This is a genomic window from Halalkalibacter sp. AB-rgal2 (assembly GCF_041821005.1).
Lineage (GTDB): Bacteria > Bacillota > Bacilli > Bacillales > Bacillaceae_D > Halalkalibacter.
This window is the reverse complement of the sequence record NZ_JBGUAV010000016.1, coordinates 23790-35660: the sequence shown is the minus strand read 5'-3', so window position 1 is coordinate 35660 and position 11871 is coordinate 23790. Positions and strand designations below refer to the sequence as shown.

The following is an 11871-nucleotide window of genomic DNA, read 5'->3' as shown; positions in this document are numbered from 1 at the left end:
AGATCGATGAGTCAATTTGAAACGATTATTGGACTTGAGGTCCACGTAGAGCTAGAAACAGATTCGAAAATTTTCTCAGCAAGTCCCAATCACTTCGGATCAGAGCCGAATGCAAACACGAGTGTGATTGATTTAGGATACCCTGGGGTCTTGCCTGTTTTAAACCGTTCAGCGGTTGAATTTGCTATGAAGGCAGCGATGGCACTCAATTGTGAGGTCGCGACTGACACGAAGTTTGATCGAAAGAATTATTTCTATCCAGATAATCCAAAGGCGTATCAAATTTCGCAATTTGATCAGCCAATTGGGGAAAACGGCTGGATTGAAATCGAAGTGGATGGCTATAAGAAGCGTATTGGAATTACACGTCTTCATCTTGAGGAAGATGCAGGAAAGCTAACGCATTCGCCAAACGGCTATTCGTTAGTTGACTACAACCGTCAAGGGACACCGTTAATTGAGATCGTATCAGAGCCAGACATTCGTACACCGAATGAGGCGTATGCCTACTTGGAGAAGCTGAAGGCAATCGTACAATATACAGGCGTTTCTGATTGTAAGATGGAGGAAGGCTCACTACGTTGTGATGCGAATATTTCCCTTCGTCCAGTCGGTCAAGAGAAATTCGGAACGAAAACAGAGCTAAAGAACTTAAACTCCTTTAACTTCGTTCGCAAAGGATTAGAATATGAAGAGAAGCGTCAAGAGCAAGTACTCCTTTCTGGTGGAGTAATTGAACAGGAAACACGTCGCTATGACGAAGCAGCAAACAAAACCCTTTTAATGCGTGTGAAGGAAGGTTCAGATGATTATCGATATTTCCCTGAGCCTGACTTAGTTGCTCTCTATATTGATGATGAGTGGAAGGAACGCATTCGTGCGGATATTCCAGAATTACCAGATGCACGTAAACGACGCTATGTCGATGAGTTAGGATTACCAGCCTACGACGCAGCTGTCTTAACATTAACGAAGGAAATGTCTGACTTCTTTGAAAGCACAGTTGAACAAGGAGCAAGTGCTAAGCAAGCATCGAATTGGCTCATGGGTGAAGTTCTAGGATATTTGAATGCAGAACAGAAAGAATTAAAGGATGTTGCCTTAACACCAGAGGGTTTAGCTGGTATGATTCAACTCATTGAAAAAGGAACGATTTCTTCAAAAATTGCCAAAAAGGTGTTCAAGGAATTAATTGAAAACGGCGGCAATGCTGAACAGATCGTGAAAGAAAAAGGACTTGTACAAATTTCTGACGAAGGTGAGCTTCTGAAGATGGTGACAGAAGTACTCGATCAAAATCCGAAAATCATCGACGATTACAAAAATGGAAAAGAAAAAGCAATTGGTTCCCTTGTCGGTCAAGTGATGAAAGCCTCAAAAGGAAAAGCGAATCCACAAATGGTCAACAAGCTATTACTTGAAGAAGTGAAAAAGCGTTAAGAGTGATACAATATCCTCATTTGCTCATGGAGCAGTGGGGATTTTCTTTATTAGGGAATAGGCGGAGATTTTAGTGGAAATTAAGAGTGAACGTGCATCAGAAGGCGGGATAGGTGTAGGTTTGAGAGGAAACCAATCGGGGAAATGAAATAGAAGCAGTCGCCGTGCACCATCAGAAAGAGTATCCAACTGATGAAATAAAATAACTCACTAAAGATTTTGAGAATTATATATGTATCAGCTACGTTCATTGCCTATAGACTAGATGTAAGGTACAATATGTTAAGGACATGACAAAAATTGGTGATTATAAAGGAAAAAGTAGGGGATCTACGATGAAACGAGCTCGATTGATTTATAACCCAACATCAGGACGTGAACAAATCAGAAAGAATTTAGCGTATATTTTAGAACGATTAGAAAAATCAGGCTATGAAACATCGGCTCATGCCACAACAGGTGAAGGCTGTGCAGCGAAGGCTGCACGTAAGGCTGGGGAAAATGGGTATGATCTCGTTATTGCAGCTGGTGGGGATGGGACCATATTTGAAGTTGTGAACGGTTTAGCGAATTTGAAAGAAAGGCCAACAATAGGCTTAATTCCAGCAGGGACAACAAATGACTTTGCGCGTGCGTTACACATTCCACGAGATGTAGAAAAAGCATGTGATGTTCTTTGTGGAAAGCATGTTGAACCGATCGACATCGGTCAAGTCGATGATCGCTTTTTTATTAATATTGCAGCTGGTGGAACGTTAACGGAGCTAACATATGAGGTGCCAAGTAAGTTGAAGACGGCGGTTGGTCAGCTAGCATACTACTTAAAAGGAATAGAGAAGCTACCGCAAATTGCCCCGCAGCATGTGCGCATTGAGTATGATGGTAAACTATTTGAAGGCGAAATTATGATGTTCCTCGTATCGAATACAAATTCGGTAGGCGGTTTTGAAAAGCTCGCTCCTGAAGCGTCGTTACAGGATGGAATGTTTGATTTTATCATCGTCAAAAAATTATCCTTTCCTGAATTTCTCCACTTAGTTACACTGGCAATGCGTGGAGAGCATATCAACCATCCGAAGGTGATGTATGTCCATGCAAATCGGATAAAGGTCGAGGTAAGGGGAGAAATGCAGTTAAACCTAGATGGAGAGCATGGCGGAGCGCTTCCTGCTGAATTTGTTAATTTGTATCAGCATTTCAAGATGCTTATGCCAGAGAAGCGTTCGTAAGTTGAATCTAACTAGTAAGAAAGGTTGTTTTAGGATGAGACGACTAAGCCTCATCATCGTCTTGTTAATAGTTGGTGGATGTTCATACACAGAGAACTTGTATGAAGGAGAAAAATTAACTATTGCTGTACTCGGATATACACCTTTTTATATGGAGCGGCATGTTGAGTACCATTTGGTCGATATCGATGAGTTAGAGCAAGAGATGCATCATGTTGATGCGGTTTTCGTAACGGAGGATGCTTTTGAACAGGCGTCAAAGTCTGACTATACGAGTATGTTTAATGAAATGATGGTACCGGTCTTTTTCATTGGTCTTAATAAGCCCTATTTTATATTTACAGAAGAGGGATTAACGTATCAGCATTCCTACAATCATGAGGAAGAACAATCAAGTGGTAGGGTAATTCAAGGATACATGAACCAAGGTAATGGAGAAATAATAACGTGGAAATTAAGTATTCCGGATAGAAGAGATACGGCAAATGCGTTTCTGTCTATTTATACAATAATTAATGAAATCCACAATGAAAACAGCCCTAAGGCCCTGCAGTTCCATAGGGCTTTTTCATGTTGTACAAAGGTGACACTTCCTTCTTGCCTCCATTTTCTTATTACGGCAGTTCATGCTACAATTCAAATAGTGATTAGGCGCTATAAAGAGGCGTCACTGTAGTGGATAGTGAGGGGATGAACGTGGCAACGATAAAAGAAATTGCCGAGAAAGCAAATGTATCAACTGCGACTGTATCAAGAGTACTCAATCATGACAAAAGTCTTTCGGTAACAGACGATACGCGAGAGCGCATTATTAGTATTGCAAATCAGTTAAATTACGTGCCCGTCCGAAAGAGACAAACAGAACGAAATCAAGTGTCGGTAGCGATAAATCGTATTTTGGGCTTGGAAATGTGGTATGCACCTGAATATGAATGGGAGGATACGTATTTCTTGTCCATTCGTAAAGGAATTGAACAAGAGTGTACTGAAAGAGGTATTACTCTTAGAAAATTAAAGCATGACTGGCGGGACAAGCGTGAGGATTATGAGGATTTAGATGGGCTAATTGTTATTGGAGCGTTAGAAGATGAAACGAAAGTGGACAAGGTAAGTCCGGTTGTATTGGTGAACGACTCAACGGAAAATCCAAAGTATGACAATGTCGTCCTTGATTACGAAAAAGCAACCGAGCAAGCGATTGAATATTTACTTATGTTAGGTCATACGAATATAGGCTTTATCGGTGGGATGCATCAATCAGGAGAAGTAGACTTGCGTCAAAGAGCGTTTGAATCTATTTTGCAAAGAAAAGGGTTGCTGAAGGAGAAGGATATCTTTCTTTCCTCACGTTTTCTCGTTAGTGATGGCTATAAGTGTATGAAGGAATTAATTCAGAAAGAAGAAGAAGAGCGACCGACTGCTCTATTTGTAGCTAGTGATGCCATGGCTATTGGGGCAATACGTGCTGCGCATGAAGCTGGGATGAAGGTGCCTGATGATATAAGTATTGTTAGTTTTAACGATGTTGAAATGGCCGCTTTCACACAACCTGCGATTACAACGGTTAAAGTGTACACAGAGGAAATGGGACGAACGGCTGTGAAGCTTGTCCTAGACCAAATAAACGGACGAACGATTCCAATTAAGGCGGTACTTCCAACGAATTTAGTGATAAGAGAAAGTGCGAAGGAGTACAGATAAGTTTGAGTTAAAGCTCTCGTCAATTAGCGAGAGCCTTTTTGTGGATATAAGTGAAAGTAAAGAGGGATGTTGGAGTCAGTACACGGTGATTTGAAAGTGAGACTGTTCAGATCGGCATAAACCCTTGTCGTATCTATGCATGTATGAGCGTAATTAAGAAAATAGGCTAAAAAAGATTGACATGGAATACTCACTAAGTTATCTTTTAGTTAATAAAAATAATTATTTACTAAAATGAACTGAGGTGGACTATTTATGGCTAAGATTACGTTTATAGGAGCAGGGAGTACGGTATTTGCGAAGAATGTATTAGGGGATTGCATGTTTGTTGAGGCATTAAATGGTTTTGAATTCGCTCTTCATGATATTGATGAAACGAGATTAAAAGATTCTGAGAAAATGTTATTGAATCTAACAAACAACTATAACCCATCCATTAAAGTGAAAGCGTATTCGAATCGCAAGGAAGCGTTAAGAAATGCGAAATATGTGATTAATGCTGTGCAAATTGGTGGATATGAACCAAGTACTGTTATTGATTTTGAAATCCCGAAAAAATACGGGTTACGTCAAACGATTGCCGATACGATTGGAATTGGTGGACTCTTTCGCTCATTACGAACCATTCCGGTACTTTTAGATTTTGCGAAGGATATGGAGGAAGTATGTCCAGATGCTTTGTTCCTTAATTATACAAATCCAATGGCTGCACTGACAGGAACGATGCTTCGTTATACGAATATTAAAACAGTTGGTTTATGTCATAGTGTACAAATTTGTACCGATCACCTATTCAAAGCATTAGAGATGGAACACGACGGAATCGAACAGAAAATTGCTGGAATTAACCATATGGCATGGTTACTTGAAGTCAAAAAGGATGGTAAGGATTTGTATCCAGAAATAAAAAGAAGAGCAAGAAAAAAGCAAAAAGAAAAGCATGATGACATGGTTCGCTTCGAACTCATGGATAAGTTCGGCTACTATGTGACAGAATCGTCTGAGCATAATGCCGAATATCATCCTTATTTCATTAAGAGCCGTTACCCGGAATTAATTGATCGCTTCAACATTCCATTGGACGAATACCCACGTCGTTGTATCAATCAAATTAAAGGCTGGGAAGAAATGCGTGATGAAATGGTAACCAATACACAGCTTACACATGAACGTTCACATGAATACGGTTCGTATATTATCGAAGCGGTGGAAACGAATAAGTCATTTAAATTTGGCGGTAATGTGTTAAATGAAGGTGGGCTCATTTCGAACTTGCCAACGAATGCGTGTGTTGAGGTACCGTGTGTTGTCGATCGTAGTGGTGTGATGCCTTGCTATGTCGGTGCTTTACCTGAGCAGCTTGCAGCCCTTAATCGCACGAATATTAATACCCAGCTATTGACGATTGAAGCAGCCATGACATTGAAGAAGGAGCACATTTATCAAGCGGCTATGCTTGACCCGCATACCAATTCAGAGCTATCCATGGATGATATCATCGCACTGTGTGATGACTTGATTGAAGCACATGGTAATTGGTTGCCTGAGTATAGATAACATCTTGCATAAAAAGAGACGGTGTGTCATTAGTTTTTGACACACCGATCATATTGAATAGAGTAATAATTAATCTACTTTAAATTTCTTGACTAATGCTTGTAAATCATCTGCTAATGAAGAAAGGGCTTGTGCAGAGGAAGAGACTTCTTCCATTGAAGCGAGCTGTTCCTCCGCTGATGCAGCGACATTTTGTGAATGGGATGCCGTTTCCTCTGCCTTTTTGGCAACAGTTGAAATAGTACTGGTTACCTCGTCGGAACTGGCTGATATTTCTTCTGCTGTTGCCGCCATACTATCGACTTGTCCAGATACCTTTTCAAGCTGTTCAAGTATTTCTTTAAAACTTCCTTCTGTTTCTTGAGCAATTTTCATACCGCCTTGAACATCAATGAACACATGATCAATGGATTGAGTGGATTGCTCCATATCCTTTTGAATCGTTGAAATCAATGATGTAATTTCGGATGTCGACCGCTGTGATTGTTCTGCTAGTTTACGGACTTCGTCAGCGACTACTGCAAATCCTTTCCCGTGTTCACCAGCACGAGCGGCTTCAATTGCTGCGTTTAAGGCGAGCAAATTCGTTTGTTCTGATATGTCAGAAATGACTTGAGTAATGTCGCCAATTTCTTTTGAACGCTTGTCTAACATTTGAATGACGTGACCACTTTCTGCAACGGACTCACTAATTTTCTCCATTTGACGAACCGTTTCATTCACATAGCTTTCACCAGACTCGGCTTTCTCACTTGCCACGAGCGTCGCCTCAGAAATGAGAGTTGCATTTTCAGCTATGTTCTGAACACCTTTGTTGACTTCTGTCAATGTATTAGCACCTTCTTCCATTGAAGCAGTAGAGGATTCAGCACCACTTGCTACATGTTGAATGGATTCTGTAATGGTTTCAGTGGCTTTACCGGTTTGTTCAGCACTTGCCGTTAATTGTTCTGATGATGAGGCGAGGTGTTCTGATGTTTGTTTGACTTCCTCCATCATTTCTTTTAAGTTAGCTGTCATTTTATTAAAGCTCGTAGCTAAGGATGTTAACTCATCACCAGTTGCATCGGAGACAGTTGAAGTGAAATCACCATCACCAGCTGCTTCTAATGAACTAGATAAATGTGAAAGACGCGATTTTAATCGACGAGTAAATAACATCGTACACGTAATGGCTAGTAACACAATGATGACGAGTACAATGATAAATTTAATCAATACTTCAGTTAAAATCACATTAATGGTTTCTTGGGAAGCCCCTACATAATAAATACCGATAGGCTCATTTTGACTATTGAGAAGTGGCATATAGGCTGTTTGATACGTTTGGCCAACAACGTTCGCTTCACCGAAATAATACTCACCTTGTTCTAAAACAACTTTTGCGATTTCATCAGATGCTTTGGTCCCTACTGCTCGTTCTCCATCGATCACAACATTTGTTGCAACACGAGTATCCTCTCTGAAAATAGTGACGGTATTACCGGTATCAGCGCCGATTTCGTCAACGATTTCAAAATTCTCTTCTAAGATGTCACTCCCTTATATAGTTGACCATCACGGATTTCCCATTCTCCAGGATATTTTGTATCGATGTAGCGGTAGGAAAGTGCAAGGTCACCACGCGCCTTCTCAATAGCAAAATCTTCAATACCATCAGTCACACTAAAATAAATAACACCACCGATAATAGTCGATAGAATGAGTATAATACTTAAAACTAATATGTTAATTTTAGCCGTTAATGTCTGCTTCAAACGTTTCACCTCTTATGTTCATTTTTAAAAGTCTAGTAGATTATAACTAATGTCGAAATATAAGCCAATAGAAAAATAAGAAAAATGTCGCATAAAGTTCAAGAGTGTCGAATTATTAGAAAAAGTGGAGATGTGCTACAATACGATATAGGAAAAAGCAAAGGACGGATAACGATGAACAAGCAATCACCTCCAGTAAAGAAAAACGATCAGCTACACGTCACGATTCAGGATTTGACACATGAAGGAGCGGGAGTAGCGAAGGTGGATGGCTATACTCTTTTTGTACCGAAGGCCTTACCAGGCGAAAAGGTCAATATAAAGGTTGTTAAGGTAAATAAAGGCTATGGATTTGCACGAGTCATTCATATTGAAGAGGAAAGCCTTCATCGTGTGGAGCCACCATGTACGATTTACGAACGTTGCGGTGGCTGCCAAATGCAGCATATGAGCTATGAAGGACAGCTTATATTTAAGCAAAAGCAAGTGAAAGATGTGTTGGAGCGTATAGGGGGCTTGAGAGAAGTCCCCGTTCACCAAACGATCGGGATGTCTGAGCCGTGGCGTTATCGTAATAAAGCGCAGGTTCCAATGGGAGAAGAAGGAGGGCTTGTCATTGGTGGCTTCTATCAAGAGCGCAGCCATACGATTATAAATACCGATAAGTGCCTCATACAAACAGAAGAAAGTGATGATGTCGTTCAGCTCATTAAGGAGCTGGCGAACGAATATGGTATTCGCGCCTATGATGAAAAAAAGCATCGCGGGACATTACGTCATGTCGTTACACGTAAAGGATACGAGACGGACGAGCTCATGGTCATCCTTGTGACTAGAGGGAAAGAACTGTCACATAAGCAAAAATTACTCGATGAGATAAAGAAGAAGCTACCAAATGTAAAATCAATCGTCCAAAATATAAACCCGAAGCGAACGAATGTCATTTTTGGTGATGAAACAAACGTACTTTGGGGGGAGGAATACATTTACGATTATATCGGGGATATTAAATTTGCGATTTCTGCACGCTCCTTTTTTCAAGTGAACCCAGAACAAACAAAAGTTCTATACGAAAAAGCACTTCAGTATGCGAACCTTACAGGAAGCGAAACCGTGATTGACGCATATTGCGGTATCGGAACGATCTCCCTGTTCCTAGCCCAAAAAGCGAAGCAGGTCTATGGTGTTGAAATCGTGCCTGATGCTATCGCTGATGCAAAACGAAACGCTACGTTAAATGGAATCGAAAATGTTGATTTTGCTGTTGGAGAAGCTGAAAAGGTCATGCCATGGTGGTACGCCCAAGGTATTCGTCCAGACGTCATTGTTGTCGACCCCCCTCGTAAAGGCTGTGATCAAGCATTACTTGAAACCATTCTATCGATGAAACCGAAGCGTGTTGTCTATGTTTCCTGTAACCCAGCCACGTTAGCGAGGGACTTGAAGGTATTAGAAGAGGGGGGATATGAGACGAAGGAAGTACAGCCGGTGGATATGTTTCCGCACTCAACACATGTGGAGTGCTGTTCACTACTAATTTATGGAGGTAAATAAAAGATGTAACAGTGAGTTAAGAGCCTTTTCTTAAGCAATTGAAAGGCTCTTTTTTTATTAAGGATTTTGAAGGATTGAACAAATTTATTGATTATTTCCTTTATTAAAAATATGGTAGTGTATGATTAAAGATAAAATCTAGTTTTACACTTTAGTCGTTATTCAACTACGAGGCAGGTTTGTTTAACAAGCATTACTCCACATCATGGATAAGCAGGACGAAGGAATTTATGGAGAATCCTGAGAGACATGGGAGGGTGAGCGACCATGAGTGTCGTGGAGATTAGGAGCACGGTCACTTTTTCATTCCAGACTTAACCAGTTTGGGTGTTAGGATAGATTGCCACTTGTGAATATTTTTAAGACCTACCACTCTCATCCAACTATTCAGCTGTCTTTATAATTGGTCGTTTATAAAATTCTGAGATATCAAGAGTATGTAAGAGATATTTTTACTTTATAGAGGGAGGTGGAATTATATGCCTAAAATTGACAATATGTTAGCAATTCTATGGATGCTTCGTTCAGGTAAAAAAATTACCGCAAAACAAATTTCAGAAAAGTTAGAGATGAATATAAGGACTGTGTATCGTTATATTGATACACTTTCAACAAGTGGCGTACCTATAATTTCAGAACCAGGACATAACGGTGGATATACTTTATTGAATAATTTTATTGAGGCTCCTCTTTTTTTTGATTTTGAGGAGCAAACTTCACTATTTCACGCTGCTATTTTTGCAGAAGAAGCCGGATATTATGGAGGTGAAGCACTAAATAGGGCCATTTCAAAACTAAGTAAATACTCAAATCAAGAGCAGGAAACAAAGATAAACCAACATTTAACTAGTCTTGAAGTAATAAGTCGATTAAGTTCACTCTCTATGGAACCTTTTTTGAAGGAGTTGGAGCAGGCCATAGCTGACGGGTACTCAGTAAAAATTCTTTACCATAAAAGTGGCGAAAAGCAATTAAATGATAGATTGGTCGATCCGTACAGAATGATCTATTGGAATAATAAGTGGTATGTGATTGGATTTTGTCATCTTAGGAATGATATCCGTAGTTTTAGAGTAGATCGAATTGAAAGTCTAATGCTAACCGAAAATAAGTTTAACCGGCCAGAAAATTTTTCAGCACGTGACTTTTTTATAAAAAGTCTTCTTCCAACTATAGAAGATAAGGAAGGGATTATTTCTTTGGTTATTAATGGGGATAAAAGTGTATTGGCTGATATTTGCCAACACTGGTTTTTAGGACATTATTTACAAGAACGGACTTCAAATCAAGCAGTTTTTCTTCTTGAAAAAGATATGATGCATACATATGTACCTTATTTACTTTTACCGTACAATAAATCTATTAAAGTTATTGAGCCAATAAGTCTTAAGAAAAGACTTATTGAAGTTCTGTCGGAATTAATAAAATTTCATCAAGTATGATAACTTCCCTGACGTTAACTGTCAGGGAAGTTATCTTATAATAGCTATATCAATTGTGATTGGAGTGTTATTGGATGCAAACAAAAAAAGTTTTTCTATATGTATTTAATACAATGTCAGACTGGGAATATGGATATTTAATTGCTGAATTAAACTCAGGAAGATATTTCAAAAAAGATTTAGCACCTTTAAAAGTAATGACAGTAGGAGCTAATAAAGAAATGATTACTACTATGGGAGGACTGAGCATAAAACCAGATATTTCCCTTGATGAATGTACTCTTGAGAGTAAAGATCTTTTAATTTTACCAGGAGGGACTACTTGGAGTGAAGAAATTCATCAACCTATCTTGGAAAGAATTGGCCAAGCTTTAAAGCTTGGCACTATTGTTGCTGCAATTTGTGGTGCAACTGAGGGCCTCGCGAATATGGGATACTTAGATACTAGAAAGCATACAAGTAATAATTTAGAATATACTAAAATGGTATGTCCTAACTATAAAGGAGAAAAGTTCTATGAGTTGGGATCTGCGGTATCTGATGCGAATTTAGTTACTGCATCAGGAATAGCTCCTCTGGAATTTGCAATGGAGGTACTGAAAAAAATAGATGTATTTACACCAGATGCATTACATTCATGGTATAACCTAAATAAGACTCATAAACCTGAATACTTCTTTCAGTTAATGAATTCAATAAATAAATGAAGTACTGAAAAGCTCAATTTCTCTATTTTGATTTGTAGAGAAGTTGGGCTTTTTAATTTGGAATTTCCTTATCGTTGTAAATCCGTATTTTCCTGACTCTACCCCTTGTTTCGTTCTGTTTTGCAAACAGGGGAAAATGATTTGATGGTCGCTGATATCTTTCCGGGGCAACCTTATGTTATCGGAGATCAGGTGAATATTTGCATTACAGTGACGCAGTAAAACGAGATTGAAGATATGTTTAATAAAATGAGCGAAAAAGGGCAAGTAATGTTTCTGTTGCAAGAAACCGAATTCAGTCCCTACTATGGGGCAGTGAAAGACCGTTTCAACGTTACGTTCCACTTTTTCAAGAATGATACAACACTTGGTTGGAGCAGAAAATAAAAAAAATGGTCGGGGAGAAATCCCCGGCTTTTATAAAATTGATTTCATTTAAACCTTTTACAGTTTTTTTTGAAATAAACATTTGTAAATTTAGGAT

10 protein-coding genes are annotated in these 11871 nt (G+C 39.2%); 8 read left to right on the top strand and 2 right to left on the bottom strand.

What is annotated here, in order from left to right:
- The first annotated feature begins 6 nt into the window (after positions 1-6).
- The 5 genes from gatB to melA all read left to right on the top strand — a co-directional run bounded on the left by gatB (position 7) and on the right by melA (position 5927).
- Entirely contained in the window at positions 7-1440 is a 1434-nt protein-coding gene (gene gatB, locus ACERJO_RS13205; protein WP_247105815.1) for an Asp-tRNA(Asn)/Glu-tRNA(Gln) amidotransferase subunit GatB, read from the top strand.
- Between the two features lie 335 nt (positions 1441-1775).
- Positions 1776-2669, top strand: coding sequence for a diacylglycerol kinase (locus tag ACERJO_RS13200; protein ID WP_247105814.1), 894 nt, complete (start codon positions 1776-1778; stop codon positions 2667-2669).
- Between the two features lie 34 nt (positions 2670-2703).
- The gene (locus ACERJO_RS13195; RefSeq protein ID WP_247105813.1) at positions 2704-3345 is read left to right on the top strand and encodes a hypothetical protein; all 642 of its coding nucleotides are present in this window, start codon (positions 2704-2706) and stop codon (positions 3343-3345) included.
- Positions 3346-3365: 20 nt separating this feature from the next.
- Positions 3366-4370, top strand: coding sequence for a LacI family DNA-binding transcriptional regulator (locus ACERJO_RS13190; RefSeq protein ID WP_373647798.1), 1005 nt, complete (start codon positions 3366-3368; stop codon positions 4368-4370).
- A gap of 255 nt (positions 4371-4625) precedes the next feature.
- A complete protein-coding gene (gene melA, locus ACERJO_RS13185; RefSeq protein WP_373647797.1) occupies positions 4626-5927 on the top strand; it encodes an alpha-glucosidase/alpha-galactosidase in 1302 nt (433 codons plus the stop codon).
- Positions 5928-5996: 69 nt separating this feature from the next.
- On the opposite strand, the gene ACERJO_RS13180 is transcribed toward melA, so the two are convergent.
- Both ACERJO_RS13180 and ACERJO_RS13175 read right to left on the bottom strand, forming a co-directional pair.
- Positions 5997-7397, bottom strand: a complete 1401-nt coding sequence (locus ACERJO_RS13180; protein WP_373647831.1) for a methyl-accepting chemotaxis protein — start codon at positions 7395-7397, stop codon at positions 5997-5999.
- A 56-nt stretch (positions 7398-7453) separates the two neighbouring features.
- Positions 7454-7684, bottom strand: coding sequence for a hypothetical protein (locus ACERJO_RS13175; protein ID WP_373647795.1), 231 nt, complete (start codon positions 7682-7684; stop codon positions 7454-7456).
- A gap of 174 nt (positions 7685-7858) precedes the next feature.
- On the opposite strand from ACERJO_RS13175, the gene rlmD reads away from it, so the two are divergent.
- The 3 genes from rlmD (at position 7859) to ACERJO_RS13160 (ending at position 11387) form a co-directional block, all read left to right on the top strand.
- Entirely contained in the window at positions 7859-9238 is a 1380-nt protein-coding gene (rlmD, locus tag ACERJO_RS13170) for a 23S rRNA (uracil(1939)-C(5))-methyltransferase RlmD (protein ID WP_373647794.1), read from the top strand.
- 479 nt (positions 9239-9717) lie between these two features.
- Positions 9718-10680, top strand: coding sequence for a helix-turn-helix transcriptional regulator (locus tag ACERJO_RS13165; RefSeq protein ID WP_373647793.1), 963 nt, complete (start codon positions 9718-9720; stop codon positions 10678-10680).
- Positions 10681-10754: 74 nt separating this feature from the next.
- Positions 10755-11387, top strand: a complete 633-nt coding sequence (locus ACERJO_RS13160) for a type 1 glutamine amidotransferase family protein (protein WP_373647792.1) — start codon at positions 10755-10757, stop codon at positions 11385-11387.
- The last annotated feature ends 484 nt before the right edge of the window (positions 11388-11871 follow it).

Coding starts and splice junctions, on each gene's coding strand:
- melA (WP_373647797.1), top strand. CDS start 4,626: ATGGCTAAGATTACGTTTATAGGAGCAGGGAGTACGGTATTTGCGAAG.
- ACERJO_RS13195 (WP_247105813.1), top strand. CDS start 2,704: ATGAGACGACTAAGCCTCATCATCGTCTTGTTAATAGTTGGTGGATGT.
- gatB (WP_247105815.1), top strand. CDS start 7: ATGAGTCAATTTGAAACGATTATTGGACTTGAGGTCCACGTAGAGCTA.
- ACERJO_RS13165 (WP_373647793.1), top strand. CDS start 9,718: ATGCCTAAAATTGACAATATGTTAGCAATTCTATGGATGCTTCGTTCA.
- rlmD (WP_373647794.1), top strand. CDS start 7,859: ATGAACAAGCAATCACCTCCAGTAAAGAAAAACGATCAGCTACACGTC.
- ACERJO_RS13160 (WP_373647792.1), top strand. CDS start 10,755: ATGCAAACAAAAAAAGTTTTTCTATATGTATTTAATACAATGTCAGAC.
- ACERJO_RS13200 (WP_247105814.1), top strand. CDS start 1,776: ATGAAACGAGCTCGATTGATTTATAACCCAACATCAGGACGTGAACAA.